We start from the raw sequence: 17,470 nt of genomic DNA, 5'->3' as shown, positions 1-17,470 counted from the left end.
ACTTAGCCCATTTAATATACTATTCATAGCCATTGATAAAGGTCTTTGAGCTAAATCTGTATTTATATAGTTTATATATGCATTAACAGGAAGTGCTTTAGGATTTGTAGCCCCAATTAAATATGGTACTTCAAATGATCCAAACGAAAACGCAAATATTACAATGAATGATGAAAGTATTGTAGGCATTATCTGTGGAATTATTACCAATTTAAGTACTTGAAATTTATTAGCCCCTAAATTTAGCGCTACATCTTCTAACTTAACATCTAAACTCTTCAATATATTATACACTGTAATCGCTATAAAGGGCATGCCCTTGTATATATATACAATAATTATTCCTATACCAGCTTTATCATTTACTAAACTTACAAATTCTCTAGAATCGTTTATTAAATTTAGATTATATAACATTCTAGCTATTATACCTGTTTTAGAGAAAACAGCAAATGCAAGCATTACAACTATTATATGCGGGACTATAATAGGCAAATTTAATAAAAAATATCTTAGCTTAGAAACTCTACTTTTTGTCATTAAATACGCTAACAAAATTCCTATTATAGTTGCTATTATCGATGAAATTATCGATGTTTTTAAACTTAGCATTAATGAATTTATAAGTTGTTGATTAGATAATATCTCTTTGTAATAATCAAAAGTTATATTATCTAATCCAATCAAAGGGAAATAACCTAAGCTTTGTAATATACATGTGCAAATACCTACTCCCATTATAAATAATAATAGTAATGCGGCTGGAGCAATAAGTAAATACGGTTTTATTTTACTCATTAACGTTAGCTACCTCTTCTAACCATATTTTTTCTATTATAGGTACTAAACTTGCCTTAACTTCTGGAACTGGATTCTTTACTTGTACTGAGTTTTTAAATTTTGATTTATCTTCTTTAGGTATCTTATTTAAATCCAATATAGTCATATCTCCCCAGTTTTTAGGTTCACTTTTAGAAGCTTGCGCATCTATACTTGTTAAATAATTTATTAATACCATTGCACCAGCTTTATTTGATGAGTTTCTAGGTATTGCTAAAAAATGAGTATTTGATATATTTCCTTTATCAAAATTTATAAATTCTGTACTTTTATCAAATTCCCCAGAATTTATCTTACCTTCAATCTCATTTGGAGCATAAGTCATGCTAAAATTAACTTCTCCATCAGAATACATATTATCTAATTGCGCTGTAGTCGATGGATAAGTTTTTCCTTCATTCCATAAGTAAGGCTTTATCTCTTTTAAATAATCTATAGCTGGTTGAATTGCTTTTTTAACTGTAGCTTCATCTTCAGGTAAATCCTTTAAATTTTCATAGCCTACTATATCATATATTACATTTCTTACAAATGCACTTCCTGTAAAATCTGGTGGCGCTGGATATGTAAATTTACCTGGCTTTTTCACTATAGCCTCTTTCAGTGTATTAGTGTCTACTATATTATCACTTACTTTATCTGAGTTTTTTAGTACTGTAAATGAAGCTTTTCCCCATGGAGACTCCATATTGTCTACAGTTGTCCCAAAATCAGTTGTTATATCTTTTGAATTCGTATCAACATATTTTTCATAGTTTTCTATTTTATTAGTAAATGGTCCAAATAACAGTTCATTATCTTTTGCCGTTTTAAAGTTTTCTCCATTTACCCAAAAAACATCTATATTTCCTTTATCATTTTTAACTTGTTTCTCAGATATTAATTGATTCATTATGGTATCTATATCCATACCTACTCTTTTTACATTTATATCGTATTTTTCTTTCATGTTTGGGATTACATAATTATCAAACCATTTATTCAGTACTTCATTTCCTCCCCATCCATAAAAGTTAACAGTACTTCCTTTTGCACTTTTTTCAATTTCTTCATAGTTTTTGCTTAAAAGTTGCTCATCCGATTGACTATTAGCCTTTCCATTACTACATCCAACTAAAAACAATAGGGATATCGTTATTCCCAAGGCAATAATTTTTTTCATTTTGTTCCTCCTCTGTTGTTTTATTTATAATAATAATATAACCCCCCAACTAAATATTATAAAGCTGGGAGGTTATTTTTATTGACTTACTTAACTAATTTGTAATCATACTTTTTAATACCGTCTGTAGGATTATATACTTTTGTAAAACCATTCTTGTCTAAAATTTTTGCTGCCTTTTCACTTCTATTTCCTGTCTTACAATAAAGCAGAACTGGTTTTTATTTATAATCATCTAATATAGTTAAATTATTTTAAAAATTATCAAAATCTATATTCATAGCCTTATCTATATGTCCTGTATTAAATTCGCCTTTTGTTCTAACATCCACAACAGCTATATCATCTCCAGTAGCTAATAAATCCTCAGTTTCTTTTGCATTTATATTTTCATATTTGGCTGATGTTTTATCATGCTTATCAGATTTTTGAGTACATCCAACTAAACTTCCAATACTAAATGTAATTAATGACCCTGCAATTATAACGCTTATTTTTTTATTTAATTTAATAGCTATTCACTCTGCTCTTTAATTCTTCATAAAATTCTAAATTTCTTATTCAATTATATCAAACTTATAATTCATTTATTATAGTTTTTTCCTATAAGTCATTATCATTATATAGTTTTTAACTATCATTCACTTCTTAAAGTTATACTAACTATCTCAGGTCTACAATTAAATCTTATAAGAACTTTAGATCCCCCTAACCCTTTGCTTAGTATCATTGTTGTATCATCTTTTTTATAGTTTCCAAAATCATATTTAGGAAAAAATTCTCTATTAGGAGAAAGAACTCCACCTAATACAGGTAGCCTTATTATCCCTCCATGAACATGCCCTGATAATACTAGGTCAGCTCCATAATCACTGTAATCTTCAAAGAAAAATGGAGTATGTGCTAGCATCACATTGTATTCATTTTTATTTATTTCACCTAATGAGTTTTTTATAAAGTCTTTATCTAATCCTTCTTTTCTATTTTTAAAGTTTTTGAAAAAGTAAGGATATTTTTCTAAAGGAATTATAAGTCCAAAAATATTTATGCTAGAATTATCTTTATTTACTATCACTTTGTCATTTTCTAAGTTTATAATTGGCTTTTTACTAAGTTCCTTAAAATAAAGTTCATATTCTTTTTTATATTTTTTTATCAAAGACTTTTGTTCGTGATTTCCTATTATATGATAAACTTCATAACTCTTAGTTAGTTCATCTAAAAAATTTAATGACACATGGAAGTTATTTTTATCGCCTTCCACTAAATCACCTGTTATAACCACTATATCAGGTTCTTCTTCATGAATTTTTTTTAGTAATTTTTCATTATTCTTACCAAAAGTTTTGTTGTGTAAATCACTTACTTGAACAATTTTAAAATTATTAAATTCTTTTGGTATTTTTTTATTTTTTATTTCATAGCTAGTAGTTTCTAAACTATTTATCTCTCTATTTAAAAACAAAGTTGTTCCTAAAACTATGGTTGAGCCTAATAAAACTTGCGTAAACATAATATTTCCTTTCTGATTATATTAAAATGCATCTTTTAATATTTTAAAGTATTTACCTTCTAATGATTTATACAGCGGTACACCTATTATTGTTATAACTACAAATTGCCCAAATCCAACTTGTGCCATAGATAAAATAAGTGGTAATCCAAAGAATATATTAAGCATTATACCTATTATTATAGCATTTATAATAGTAGGCCAAGTTGATGCTACTAATAAAGCATATTTTTTACCATACATCATTTTGCTAGTCACATAAACTGCATATACACTTAAAAATGTTGCAGTTGTCCCAAAGATTATATCTGGTACTCCATAAGGCCCTATAATATTAGCCAAAAAGCACCCTATCGTTAATCCCCATATATAATCCTTCTTTATAAATGGAAGTAATACCATAATTTCTGCCACTCTAAATTGTATTGGCCCATAGCTTATGGCCCCTAATACCAATGTTAAAGTTGCATATATAGCTGCAACTAATGCTGTTGTAACTAATTTTTTTATATTTGTCGTCATAAAAGTTCTCCTTTAAGTCCTAAAATCTAAAAAACCGCAGAAAAATCTACGGTTTTATAATCTAAATGATAATATAAATATTATATTTTAAGACTTAACCATAGTTTTGTTTAAAGACAGGAGGCTTTCGAACTGTCCTTTTAAGTTTTAAGATAATTTATATAATATCAAAAAAATACTTTTTTTTCAATAGAGTTAATTACTTAAATGTTTCCTTAACTTTCTTTAGTTTATTAATTATATCAATATGTTGAGGACAACTTTTTTCACACTTACCACATTCTATACATTTAGATGCATCAGCATATTGCTCTATTAAATATTTATACATATTGTTTTTTATACCTTCTATATCATTAAACATTGATGAATTATTTAAGCATTCAAAGCAGGCAGGTATGTTAACGCCATTTGGACATGGCATACAATATTTACAATCAGTACAATTTATTTTTATTTTAGACTTCAATGTATCTCTTAATGATTCTATTACCCTTTCATTTTCTAAGTTCATAGAATCAGCCTCTCCATCCTCGTTACATATTCTTATATTATCAACAACCTGTTCCATATTTGACATTCCACTAAGAACAATTCCTATTTCTGGCTTATTGTATAAGAATTTAAAAGCCCATTGAGCAGGAGATTTTTTAGTGTTTGGTTTGTTAATTATTTCTAAAATATCATTAGGTAAATTATTAGCAAGCTTTCCTCCTCTAAGAGGCTCCATTATAATAACTCCCATACCTTTTTTATTTGCATATTCAAGTCCTTTTGTTCCTGCTTGATATTCTTCATCTAAATAGTTGTATTGAATTTGTGTGAAATCCCAATCATACGCATCTATTATCTCTTTAAATACTTCATACTTATCATGAAAAGAAAATCCTACATATCTTACCTTTTTACTTTTCTTTATTTCATTTAAAAAATCAAATATATTATTTTCAACTAAGTTATCCCATAGGCTTTTATCTAGTGCATGAATTAAATAAAAGTCTATCTGTTCTGTTTGAAGTTTTTTTAATTGTTCATTAAAATATTTATCCATATCTTCTCTTGAGTTAATTTCCCAAGATGGTAATTTAGTTGCTAGGTTAATTCTTTCTCTATATCCATCCTTTAAAATTTTTCCTACTACAATTTCGCTTTCTCCATTGTGATATGGATATGCTGTATCTATATAGTTTACTCCATTATCGATTGCGTATCTAACCATCTTAACAGTTTTTTCTTCATCAATTTTTCCATCTATTTGAGGAAATCTCATGCACCCAAATCCTAAAATAGATATTTTTTCCCCTGTTTTTCCAAACTCCCTATATCTCATATCTACCCCTCCTAAATTTAGTTTAATTAAATTATACAATAAATAACATATTTCAATATACTAACATTCTATGCTTATATATTTTTTAGTTTACCTATAATTTAATAAGTGTTTTTATTGTATTAAAAATTAATATATGGTATTATTAATTTATCTGACCTCTTAAGCAGTGATGCCGATGTGGTCTTTTTTAATAAAAATAATACATAAAGGAGTGGTATAAAAAATGGACAATATTCCATTGCGGATATGTTTATTTATTAAATCACTTAATGAATCTTAATTTTTGCTTAATACCTTTATTCAATTATATGTTTAAGCAATTATGTAGATAATACTTAAGTGATTGCTTTAAAACTGAATAAAGGAGTGATCAAATGATAAGATACTATAAAACTATCGACTCTAAACTTGAAAAATTAAAATCATTTGAAAGTGGTTGTTGGGTTAATTTAGTTGAACCTAGTACAGCTGAAATACTTGAAATTTCTGCAAAACTTAATGTTGATATAGAAAGTGTTAGAGCTGCACTCGATGAGGAAGAACGTTCTAGAATAGATATTGAAGATAATCATATATTAATACTTATAGATATACCTGTAGATGAAAGTGATGCATCTTCTACTCATTACTCTACTATTCCACTTGGTATTATACTTTTAGATGATACCATTGTTACAGTATGTATAGGACAAACAAAAATTTTAAATGACTTTATAGTTGGACATGTAAAAGATTTTTTTACTTTCAAAAAAACTAGATTTATTCTTCAAATTCTTTATAAAAACGCTAGCTATTATTTACATTATCTAAGAAGAATAAATAAAATGACTATAGCAATAGAGAAAGAAATATATAAATCTATGAAAAACAAAGAATTGGTTCAGTTACTAGAACTTGAAAAGTCTTTGATATATTTTTCTACTTCATTAAAAGCAAATGAACTTGTCCTTAATAAAATGCTTAGAACAGAATCTATTAAAAAGTATTCAGAGGATGAAGATTTGCTTGAAGATGTTATTATAGAAAATAAACAAGCTCTAGAAATGGCTACTATTTATGGTGATATTTTAAGTAGGATAATGGATGCCTTTAGTGCTATTGTTAGTAATAACCAAAACACAGTTATGCAATTTTTAACATCTATTACACTTATAATGTCTATACCTACAATTGTGTCTGGTTTCTTCGGAATGAATGTCCCTGGATTGCCATTTGAACATCATCCTAGTGGATTCTGGCTTGTTATTTTAATTACATGTATTATGTGTTTAATTCTTACATTTATAATGTCTAGAAATAAATTATTATAAATCAGTTGACATTTTCCAAAATTTGAATATAATTAAATTATAAAATTAAATTCCCTAGAAGGGGAGTAGCTTACACTTAGGTGTTAATTAGTCGTCATACCAGTGATAATCACTCGGTTAATTAGCGAGTTTAATCTTGTTAGCAAGACCTTCTAAATAAGTAGAAATATTTCTACTTATTTAGAAGGTCTTTTTTATTTTTATTTCAAAAAGGGAGATGTTTGTATGATTTATGTGTTTTTGTTGTTTGGGTTCTTACTTTTAGTAAAAGGAGCGGATTACTTCGTTGATGGTTCTTCAAGTATTGCAAGGTCTCTCAGGATTCCTTCTTTACTTATAGGTCTTACAATAGTTGCATTTGGAACTAGTTCTCCTGAAGCTGCAGTTAGCGTTACTGCATCTATGGAAGGGCAAAATGGAATAGCATTTGGAAATATTATCAGTTCAAATATTTTTAATCTTTTATGTGTTGTAGGTATGTCAGCTTTTATAAAGCCTTTATCTGTTAAGAAATCTATACTTTTAAAAGAATTCCCGTTTTTAATACTTTCATCAGTTTTACTTTTAATACTTTGTAATGATTTTGTTTTTCAAAGCTCGAAAAGCTCTATTTTATCACTTAGTGATGGATTAGTATTTTTAATGTTCTTTGGTATATTTATATACTATTTAGTAGAAGTTTCCATTAACTCTAGAAATAAAAATAGAAATTTAATTACTAATACTAACATTGAATTATCAAATGAAAATTCAACTTATACAGAATCAAATATATCTTTATCAAAGTCTATATTTTTGTCTATCATAGGTATTTTAGGCATAATAATTGGAGGTAAACTAGTAGTTGATTGCTCTTCTAATATAGCTTTAAGCTTTGGAGTAAGTCAAAAAATGATAGGTTTAACAATTGTTTCTATAGGAACTTCTCTACCCGAGTTTATAACTTCAGTTGTAGCTGCTAGTAAGGGTGAAAGTGATATTGCCTTAGGAAATGTTATTGGTTCAAATATATTTAATATTTTATTCATACTTGGTATATCTTCAGTTATTAATCCTATATCAGTTGATCCTAGTCTATTTTTAGATATATTTATAATGATAGTGGTTACTATAATAGCTTATATATTTGCTATTAGACGAAAAGACATAAGTAAGTTTGAGGGAGTTATATTGATAGGATCTTATATTTTATACATGATTTATGTTATTCTTAAAAATTAAAATAAAAAGATATAGGTTAAAACCTATATCTTTTTTTATAATAATTTTAATTAAGTTTTTATATTAAGCTGCCGGAGGATTTGGTTGTGGCTGCGGTTGTGGCTGCTCCGGTTGTGTTGGTTGTTCCGGTTGTGTTGGTTGCTCCGGTTGTGTTGGTTGCTCCGGTTGTGTTGGTTGCTCCGGTTGTGTTGGCTGCTCTGGCTGTGTCGGCGGTTGTTCCGGTTGCTCCTCTGGTTGTTCCGGTTGTTCTTCTATTTCTTGTTCTTTTGGTCTTGTTCTTACTGGAGCGCTATAGCTTATATCAACTTTAGAAAATGGTCCTTCTTTTCCAAATTCTCTACCTTCTAACCCATCATGTATAGGATCCATAACATCTCTCCATAAAGCAGTAGCTATTTTACTTCCTTGTGGAAGTGATTTAGCTCTATCGTTACCAATCCAAACTGATGCAGTATAATATGGTGTATATCCACAGAACCATGCATCATTATTACTATTTGTTGTTCCTGTTTTACCAGCAACTGCCATGTTTGATAATTTAGCCCTTCTACCAGTACCATCATTAACAACACCTTCTAGCATTTTAGTCATATAGTAAGCTGTATTTTGAGAGTACACTCTCTTCGTCTTAGGTTTATGGTCAAGTAATAAACTTCCATCTGATAATTCTATTTTAGTAAATGTTGTAGGTTCTACATAAACTCCACCATTTGCTATAGCTGCATATGCAGCTGTCATTTCAAGAGGAGATACTCCTTGAGCCATTCCACCTAAAGCAGTAGGGTAATGTCTATCTCTTACATCATCTACAGTTGTTATTCCTAAATCTTTTAATGAATCTAAAACTATTTTCATAGATTCTGCTTCACTGTTACCAAGCATTGCTGCTCCGTGAACAGCAGCACCATTGTATGATTGTTTTACAGCTTGAGCCATACTTACACCACCATGGTATGATCCACCCGCATTTCTAGGCCAGTCTCTACCATTTACTTTTTTAAGTGGAGAATCATTTAAAGTCGAATAAGGAGTAAGTCCAGCTCTCTCCATAAGTGGCATATATACAGCTAATGGTTTTATTGATGATCCTGGTTGCCTTGGATTTATAGCTCTATTATATAGGCTCTCTCCTCCTATTCCACGACCACCTATCATTGCCTTAATTTGTCCATTATTATTATCCATAACAACCATAGCTGATTGTGGTTGTAAGTTTCCATTTCCATCTCTATAAGTTCCTGGGAAATTAGAACCATCTTCATATTCTTTTTCTACAACATTTTGCATATCGGAATCTATTGTAGAATGAATTCTAAGTCCTCCATTGTATAGCATATCTTTAGCTTCATCTTCAGTGTAACCTTCCTTAACTAGAGCTTTTACTACATCTTTTTTCACTAAAGAGTTAAAGTATGAAGAATTTTTACTTTCAACATCTTCTCCCAGACTAATTTTTATATCTTCTTTTATAGCCTTGTCATATTCACTTCTTGATATATATCCAAGTTCTAACATTCTACTTAAAACAACTTCTTGTCTTTTTTTAGATTCTTCATTAAACTCAGCTTTGTATATTACTTTTCTACCTTTTCTTAACGCATCATATGTAAGCTTGTTAATTCTATCATTTTCAAGTAAAATTTTATACATTTCAAGATCATCATCTGTTGGTACATAATCTTGAGCATATACTATTATTTCTGCATTTTTTAAATCATCATCTTTTGTTAACTGTGATGTTTTATATGCAGCATATTTACTTGGATATTTAGTTATACCTGCTAAAAGAGCACTTTCTGCTAAACTTAATTCAGATACATCTTTATCAAAATAGTTGTGAGATGCAGCTTGAACTCCTCTATTTCCTTGTCCTAAAGACATTGTGTTTAAGTATGCTAAAAGTATTTCATCTTTATCTAACTCTTTCTCCAACTGCAGTGAGTAGTAAAGTTCTTTTATTTTTCTTTTATATGTTTTTTCATTAGTTAGATATAAGTTCTTAGCTAGCTGCTGTGTTATTGTACTAGCACCTTGTGCTTTATATCCTGATTTTATATTTTGTACAAATGCACCTATAGTTCTTTTAATATTTATACCATGATGTTCATAAAAAGTATGATCTTCTATAGCAAGCACTGCATTTTTTAAATTATCAGGGATATTATTCATGTCTTTTACTACATACCTTGACTCTGCGCCTTGAATTGTCTCTGTAATTTTATTATTTGAATCATATATAATAGAGTTTTCTGCAAACACCATATTTTTTGGATCTATATCTGGAGTATTAAACAGTATAGCCATAACAAATATACTAACTGATGCAACTCCTAGCCCAAATATTGCTAAAAATCCTATCGCTATTTTTTTCATAAGGCTACTTTTTTTCACTTTTTTGTCACTCATATTTTCGTTATTGCCCCCAATCTCAAATTTTAATCTGGTTTTTTATAGTTTAATATAAGTCCTATTTTTTATTATTACATATAATTTTTATTTCTCCTTCATATTTTTCCAAAAATTTTTACAAATAATGCTTATATCTTCGTTTTTTCTAGCTACTTTATTTGGATACCACTCTCTTGGAAATATTTTTTTATATTTTTCTTTAGAATACCTATTATCAATAAGCATTATTACTCCTTTATCATGGTCTGTTCTTATACACCTTCCTGCAGCTTGAAGTACTTTTATCATACCTGGATAAGTATATGCATAATCAAATCCATCATAACCTTTTTTGTCAAAATGTTTTTTTATGATGTTACGATCAACTCCTATTTGAGGCATTCCAACTCCTACCACTATAACTCCTATAAGTTTATCATTAGTAAGATCTATACCTTCAGAAAAATGACTACCTAAAACGCAAAACCCAATATGAGTAGATTTATTTTTTTCTTGAAATCTTTTCAGGAAATTTTCTTTTTTATCTTCGCTCATATCTTTTTCTTGAATTTCAATATTTAAATCTGTATAGTTTTTAACCATGTAATCGTACACCAGTTCCATATAACTATATGATGGAAAAAACACCATATAGTTTCCATCCTTACTTTTAACACAATTTTTTATAGATTTAGATACATCTTTACAAGTTTCATACCGTCTATTATAAGTGGTATTTATATTATTTGCAAATATTAACTCTCTTTTATTTACATCAAATGGAGAATTTAAACTTATAAAATAGTCTTTTTCTTCACCTCTATACATACTTTTAAAATAATTTATAGGAAGTAATGTAGCTGAAAATATTATTGTAGATTTAGCACTTTTCATTCTTTGTTCAATAACTCCAGATGGATCTATACAATAAATTCTTACAAGTACGTCTTTTCCATTTTTTTCATAAATAGTTACGAAATTGTCATCGTAAAATTCTGCAACTCCCAAAAAACTATGAACATCAAAATATAATTCTATAAGTTTTTCATTTTCCTCTGAATTATCTTCTAAATACTCATCTATTTTTTGAGTTAAAGTTTTTAAAAGATTTATAAACTCTATATCTAAAGCCTTACTTTCTATGTGATTTGATAATTTCATATCCTTATATATAATTAATTCTTCATCTACTTCTTTAAAATATGATTTTATCTTATTTATAGAATAGTTAATACTTCGATTTTTACCTTTCATTATTTTGCTAATTTCTTCAAACTGAAATTTATCTAAAGATTTAGAGTACATATCTCTAGTTCTATCAACTAAATTATGAGCTTCATCAATTAAAAAAACATAATCATTCTTTTTAATATCAAAAAATCTTTTTAAGTAGACCTTAGGATCAAAAGCATAATTGTAATCACACACTATAATGTCACTAAATAATGCTAAATCAAGAGATAGTTCAAATGGACATAATTTATATTTTTCACTTAAACTCTGTATAACCTCATATGAGTATGTGTTTTCATGTTTTAAAATTTCTTTTAAAGCATTGTTTATCCTATCAAAATATCCATTTGCATATTCACAATATTCTGGATTACAATTAGCTTCATCTTTTTTACATACAGTATCTTTTGAAGATATTATTGTGTATTTTATATCTAAATCTTTTTCATTCATTAATTTCAAACTATTTTCACATACATCTTTAGTTATGTTTTTCGCAGTCAAGTAAAAAATTTTAGATGCATACCCCTTTCCCATAGCTTTTATAGATGGAAAAAGAGTTGAAACAGTTTTTCCTGTTCCTGTTGGAGCTTGAGCAAAACATTTTTTATTATCTACAATGCTTCTATAAACGTATACCGCAAATTCCCTTTGACCTTTTCTATAGTCTTCAAATGGAAATTTTAAATTATCTATACTTTCATCTCTTTTAGATATATGATTTTGTTCTATATCTATCCATAATTTATACTCATTTATAAGATAAAAAAAATCTTCTTCAAGCTCTTTAACTTCATAATGCGTTCTAATTTTATTCATTTGCTTAGTTTCTAGATTGTAATATGTAAGTTGTACATAAATAGATCCTAAATTATTTAACATACAGTATATATATGCATAGCACTTTGCCTGAGCTAAATGTAGTTGATTTATATTTTTGTTATAGTCATTTACATCCTTTAACGTAGATTTTATTTCATCAACTATAATTTTCCCATCTTCTTTTAGTATTCCATCTGCTCTTCCTTCTACTTTTATGCTTGTTCCTTTATATTCAAATTCATATTTCAAGTGGTACTCTGCCTCATAATTTTCATCATATGAGTTTTGAATCATCTGGTGTGCTAAAGTCCCTTCTATTGGTTTTATAGATGTACTCTTTGTATTATCTATACTCCCATTCCTCATTATAAGTTCAACAAGGTTTCTTATAGATATTTTGATTTCTCTTTCCATATTTTTAGTCCCTCTAAAATTTTTCTATGTTTTATTATATAATAAATTTATATATTTTTCTATTCTCTACCAAATTTTACTTAATACATATTACAGTTTTTAGGAATACTAACTATGTAAATTTATATAGGAGGTGTTCATATGAACGATAGTTATTTAAGAAGAAAAGCTTCTGAGGAAGCAAGATCTATCTATGAAGATTATTTCACTGCATCTAAAACTTTAGATACATTTAATTCAATTCCTGGTATAGAAGTTTATAGTATACCCAAATATCATCATAGCACATGCTGTCGCTGCCTTAATACATTCCCTCATAGTGAAAGCAATTATTTTCCTGAAGAAGGATTTGTTTGCGACAATTGTTTAAACAATCAAACATTGTCTTAATCTCTGATTTTACATTTAATTTATCTTGTTATATAATTAAGTAAATTTGACTTAAGGAGCCAGACATGAATATAACAATATATAATTCTGCTAAAGCAGAACTTGATAAGCTATTACAACAAGAAACTGATAAAAAATATATACGAGTATTTATTAGAACTATAAGTTTCTGATGCGATGCTAGAGTGCATATAACTCTGGATGAGTTACAGGATAACGATGAATTATTTGAAGTTGATGGATATAAATTGATACTAAACAAAAGATTAGCTTCTCAGATTAATAATCTATCTATATCATTTGGAGGTTTATTGAGTCCTAATGAATTTAGTGTAGATTGCGATTTTAATGAATATTATTAAAAAAGAGTGCCATTTGACACTCTTTTAATTATTTAAGTAAACTTTTCATTCCATCTGCAACAAATTCAACAGTTGTTCCAACTATAACTTGTGCACTCGTCTTATTTAATTTTACAACACCTTTTGCTCCAATAGACTTTAATGCTTTATCCTTAATTTTATCAGTATCTAATAATTCCAATCTTAGTCTAGTTGCACAATTGTCTACCTTAGTTATATTTTCTTCTCCACCTAAATACTCTATATATTTTTTAGCTAAATCTAAATCACTAGTTATATCTGTAGCATCATCTTGATCAAATTCATCACAATCTTCTTCTCTACCAGGAGTTGGTAAATTTAATTTTGTAATTAATAAATAAAATACAACAAAGTATATTATAGACATTCCTAACCCAACTAGTAATAACGTAATAGGCTTAGTAGCTAGTCCAAAGTTCATCAAATAGTCAATTGCTCCAGCTGAGAATGTAAATCCATGTAATATTCCTAGACTATCTACTACAAAGAATGATAGTGAAGTTAAAATCGCATGTGCAATCAATAATATTGGTGACAAGAATATAAATAAAAATTCTATAGGTTCAGTAACACCTGTTAAGAAAGATGTAAGTGCTAAAGATAATAACATACCTCCAACAGCTTTTCTTTTTTCTTTTTTAGCTGCAAAGTATATTGCAAGAGCTACAGCTGGCAATCCAAACATCATTATAGGGAAAAATCCTGCCATAAAATGTCCTGCAGTTGGATCTCCCGCAAAGAATCTAGCTATATCTCCAGTTTTCCCATTATAAGTTCCTAATTGGAACCAGAAAAATGAATTTAAAACATGATGTAATCCCATAGGAATTAGTAGTCTATTAAATAATCCAAAAATTGCAGCTCCAAATGCACCCATTCCAACAATAGACATTGAAAAATTTGTTAAAGCGCCTTGAACTGTTGGCCATATCATACCTAAAGGTATTGCAATCACAACAGATATAAGCCCCGACATTATAGGAACAAGTCTTCTTCCTCCAAAGAATGCTAGGAACTCAGGAAGTTTCACTTTTCTAAATTTGTTGTAACATAATCCACCTATTAAACCTGCTAGTATCCCACCTAAAAATGATATATTTAGTGTAGCTACAACATCTTTACTTAAATTCATTATCCAATATTGTTTTGATACATTAGTCAACGTAAAATATGATATAACCCCAGCCAGTGCCGCTGCTCCATTTTGGTCATCTGAAAAACCAACAGCAACTCCTAGCGCAAATAGTAACGGTAAATTATCAAATAAAGCAGATCCTGCTGCTCCAAAGAATGGTAAAATCGTTTGCAAGAACGGTATGCCACCAAGCGCGTTAACAATATCAGGTTGACCTAACCTTAACATTATACCTGCAATAGGCAATGCTGCTATAGGTAACATAAGTGACTTACCTATACGTTGTAAAAATTTAAGCATAAAACAACCTCCTTTTTAATTTTTTTTAAAATATAAATTAATTATACGTTTTATTTTTCCATTTTTCAACAGTTTATATTATTATTAAAAAATACTAATAAAGGATTGAGTTTAATCAATCCTTTATTAGTATTTAATTTCTACAACTCTCTCCTTCAGGATTTAACATATAATCTACGTTTGATATAAATCCAATTTTGTGGTTGTATATGAAGCTAGATCTTATTCCTCCAACTAACTTTCCATCTTGTATTACAGGTGAACCACTCATTCCTCCTATTACTCCACCTCTATATTCTTTTAGTTCTTTATCTTTTACTTTTATTTTAGCTCCATCTTCATATATTTTTGTTATTTCTATTTCATGTAATTTTTTTTCGTTAGTAACAGGCGACTTACAATAAATATATGCTTTACCTTTCTTAGGTTTTGTTACCTCTAAAGCATCCTTATCATTAAATGTACTTTCTTTTAATTTTCCTTTAACTCCATATTCACTGTATTTATTTATATCTCCAATATAATTTAATTTTCCTTCTTTATTTTCTTTTAAATGTGGTTTTAGCCCACCATCATTAAATAAGGTCGCTTTGATTGAGTGGACATATGAAGTCTCAAACACTTGAGTACTAAGTGCTACTTCAGATCCATCTACATTATGACTCAAACCTATAAAGCTTCCATCTTCACTTACTGCAGTTATAGTTCCGCAAAACTGTTGAGTAAAACTCAAATAAATCCCTCTAAAATCCTTACCTGTAAAAACTTGAACGTTCTCTTTTCCTTCTCTTAGAAATCTTACTAAAACTTTCTCATCTTCTGATTTATAAAGATCTGTTAAATCATTCAAATCATATTTTAATTTTTTCTTCATAGAAATTGCTGATAATATAATATCGTTCTTTTTAAAATCCGTATCTTCATTTACAAGCATATCAACCATAGGATATTTTAAATTTAAATTAACAAAAACAACTTCTGCTGATGGCATAAGTTTTCCTACGCTGTTTTGTCCAAAGCATAAGTTAGTTGATAAAAGTATAGCTACAATCATTAATGATAAAATGTTTGTTAGTCTTTTCATAGCGTATCCCTTCTTAAAATTATTTTGATATTTATATTATTTTTCTATAAAATCATGTTTTTTATTATACTTTTATATAATTAGGAATATATTTTATTATTTACTAATATTTAGGTGGTGTTTTATGAATTTTGATAAGAATAAATTGGAAGTTAATTTTATTTTTCCAATGACAAAAACTTATACATTAAAGAATAGGAAATATACGCTTACTCATAGCGATGATACAGGTATATTATATCTAGATATTGCTGATTTTTATAACTATAAAAAAATTAATATAAATTTAAGAGATGAAGTTTTAGGAAGTTGGATTTTTATTGAAAAAAATAAGTACGCATTATTACTCAACATTTGTTTGAAAGGAAATTCTCCATATGAGATTAAAAGAAAATATGAAATTTTTAAATCTCATTTAGACTTAGCAATTAAAGCTATATTATATGGAGATAGATACTTTTTACTTGAAAATAAATTTTTATTAGATTCTAATATAATAGTTAATTTTTCGTCTTCATATTTCATGTACAATTGTTCTGAGTATTACGGTTTAGTAAAAAATTATTTATTAGGAAATTAATACTTTTTTAAAAGAGGCTATTTCATATTTTGCCTCTTTTTATTTTTTTAAAACTTGAATATTATTTTTAAAAAGTTGATTATAAGTATTCAAAAATGAGTTAGATAGTTCATTAACTTTTCCTTCCCAATTCTTGTCAACCTCTTCATCTGGACAGTAACTTACTTGGATTGCATCAACAGATAAACCTTTGTAGTATGCAGCTCCTTCTTTTAAGTAATTTTCGCTTAAGTGCCTGGCTGTTTGAAGTATAGATTCCTGTTGACTTGGAAATAATTTTCCCTCAGAATTATCACTGTATACTTCATATCCTGTTAAGTTATTGTCTTCTACAGCTCTTCTTGAAGTTGCAAATCCACTTTCAAGAGCAACTATACCTGCCATGAAAAAAGCATTTACTCCATACTTTTCCTCAGCTTCTACAAATGTATCAGATAAATGAGTCATGTTTTTAGCTCCTGTAGTATTTTCTAGCACTTCTTTCATTTCACTCTTACTGATATGGCTTATATATGTCACATTATCTCTGTTATAACTAACGTTTAATATTCTAGCTTCCTCATCCTTGATTTTATTTTCTTGTTTAGTTTTGTATTCATTTTTGCTGACTAGGCTTTTAACTCCGCTTTCTTGTATCTTTTCATTTATTTTATTTGAATTTTCTTTCTTTATTAATTTTTGTTGTGATGATAAATCACAGCCTATAAGCATAGATGATAAACATACTAAAACTATTAGTTTTTTCCATAATTTCATATTTATTTATCTCCTTATTAAAATTTAAATATTTATCCTTAAAATTCAATATTTATATCCAACTTCCTCTTCGCAAGTTATATC

The 17,470-nt window shown here is 28.1% G+C and carries 15 protein-coding genes and 1 pseudogene; 5 read left to right on the top strand and 11 right to left on the bottom strand.

The window, feature by feature from the left end; translation table 11 throughout:
• The 6 genes and pseudogenes from VN21_RS17690 to VN21_RS18330 form a co-directional block, all read right to left on the bottom strand.
• Positions 1–798, bottom strand: a 798-nt coding sequence (locus VN21_RS17690) for an ABC transporter permease (protein WP_046824438.1), incomplete at its 3' end; no start/stop codon positions are given.
• On the bottom strand, positions 791–2,002 hold the full coding sequence (locus VN21_RS17685; RefSeq protein WP_046824437.1) for an ABC transporter substrate-binding protein: 1,212 nt from the start codon (positions 2,000–2,002) through the stop codon (positions 791–793). The genes VN21_RS17685 and VN21_RS17690, both read right to left, overlap by 8 nt.
• 86 nt (positions 2,003–2,088) lie before the next feature.
• Positions 2,089–2,388, bottom strand: a pseudogene (locus VN21_RS19505) (rhodanese-like domain-containing protein).
• A gap of 251 nt (positions 2,389–2,639) precedes the next feature.
• Complete coding sequence (locus VN21_RS17680; RefSeq protein WP_046824436.1) at positions 2,640–3,515, bottom strand: metallophosphoesterase; 876 nt, start codon at positions 3,513–3,515, stop codon at positions 2,640–2,642.
• A gap of 21 nt (positions 3,516–3,536) precedes the next feature.
• Positions 3,537–4,037, bottom strand: a complete 501-nt coding sequence (locus tag VN21_RS17675; protein ID WP_046824435.1) for a QueT transporter family protein — start codon at positions 4,035–4,037, stop codon at positions 3,537–3,539.
• Between the two features lie 199 nt (positions 4,038–4,236).
• Positions 4,237–5,367 (bottom strand): aldo/keto reductase, encoded by a 1,131-nt coding sequence (locus VN21_RS18330; protein ID WP_046824434.1) that lies wholly within the window; start codon positions 5,365–5,367, stop codon positions 4,237–4,239.
• 377 nt (positions 5,368–5,744) lie between these two features.
• Between VN21_RS18330 and VN21_RS17665 the strand changes: the two genes are divergently transcribed.
• The gene (locus tag VN21_RS17665; protein ID WP_021432663.1) at positions 5,745–6,680 is read left to right on the top strand and encodes a magnesium transporter CorA family protein; all 936 of its coding nucleotides are present in this window, start codon (positions 5,745–5,747) and stop codon (positions 6,678–6,680) included.
• 225 nt (positions 6,681–6,905) lie between these two features.
• Positions 6,906–7,901: a calcium/sodium antiporter gene (locus VN21_RS17660; RefSeq protein ID WP_046824433.1), complete on the top strand. Its 996-nt coding sequence runs from the start codon at positions 6,906–6,908 to the stop codon at positions 7,899–7,901.
• Between the two features lie 63 nt (positions 7,902–7,964).
• Here VN21_RS17660 and VN21_RS17655 read toward each other — a convergent pair whose 3' ends face one another.
• Together VN21_RS17655 and VN21_RS17650 are read right to left on the bottom strand one after the other, a co-directional pair.
• Complete coding sequence (locus VN21_RS17655) at positions 7,965–10,307, bottom strand: transglycosylase domain-containing protein (protein ID WP_046824432.1); 2,343 nt, start codon at positions 10,305–10,307, stop codon at positions 7,965–7,967.
• Between the two features lie 87 nt (positions 10,308–10,394).
• Positions 10,395–12,758 (bottom strand): ATP-dependent DNA helicase, encoded by a 2,364-nt coding sequence (locus VN21_RS17650; RefSeq protein WP_046824431.1) that lies wholly within the window; start codon positions 12,756–12,758, stop codon positions 10,395–10,397.
• Positions 12,759–12,899: 141 nt separating this feature from the next.
• On the opposite strand from VN21_RS17650, the gene VN21_RS17645 reads away from it, so the two are divergent.
• Together VN21_RS17645 and VN21_RS19175 are read left to right on the top strand one after the other, a co-directional pair.
• Positions 12,900–13,148, top strand: coding sequence for a hypothetical protein (locus VN21_RS17645; RefSeq protein ID WP_046824430.1), 249 nt, complete (start codon positions 12,900–12,902; stop codon positions 13,146–13,148).
• Between the two features lie 185 nt (positions 13,149–13,333).
• The gene (locus tag VN21_RS19175; RefSeq protein ID WP_226896735.1) at positions 13,334–13,510 is read left to right on the top strand and encodes a hypothetical protein; all 177 of its coding nucleotides are present in this window, start codon (positions 13,334–13,336) and stop codon (positions 13,508–13,510) included.
• A 28-nt stretch (positions 13,511–13,538) separates the two neighbouring features.
• On the opposite strand, the gene nagE is transcribed toward VN21_RS19175, so the two are convergent.
• On the bottom strand, positions 13,539–14,966 hold the full coding sequence (gene nagE / locus VN21_RS17640) for an N-acetylglucosamine-specific PTS transporter subunit IIBC (RefSeq protein WP_046824429.1): 1,428 nt from the start codon (positions 14,964–14,966) through the stop codon (positions 13,539–13,541).
• Between the two features lie 133 nt (positions 14,967–15,099).
• Positions 15,100–16,050: a SpoIVB peptidase S55 domain-containing protein gene (locus tag VN21_RS17635; protein WP_046824428.1), complete on the bottom strand. Its 951-nt coding sequence runs from the start codon at positions 16,048–16,050 to the stop codon at positions 15,100–15,102.
• A gap of 124 nt (positions 16,051–16,174) precedes the next feature.
• On the opposite strand from VN21_RS17635, the gene VN21_RS17630 reads away from it, so the two are divergent.
• On the top strand, positions 16,175–16,630 hold the full coding sequence (locus VN21_RS17630) for a staygreen family protein (RefSeq protein ID WP_052952144.1): 456 nt from the start codon (positions 16,175–16,177) through the stop codon (positions 16,628–16,630).
• Positions 16,631–16,669: 39 nt separating this feature from the next.
• Here the strand turns inward: VN21_RS17630 and VN21_RS17625 are convergent, their stop codons facing one another.
• Positions 16,670–17,386 (bottom strand): glucosaminidase domain-containing protein, encoded by a 717-nt coding sequence (locus tag VN21_RS17625; RefSeq protein WP_046824427.1) that lies wholly within the window; start codon positions 17,384–17,386, stop codon positions 16,670–16,672.
• Positions 17,387–17,470: the final 84 nt, after the last annotated feature.

The sequence above is a fragment of the Paraclostridium benzoelyticum genome, assembly GCF_001006285.1.
GTDB lineage: Bacteria > Bacillota > Clostridia > Peptostreptococcales > Peptostreptococcaceae > Paraclostridium > Paraclostridium benzoelyticum.
Note: the sequence above shows the minus strand (reverse complement) of the source record. Positions and strands in the feature narration are given on the sequence as shown.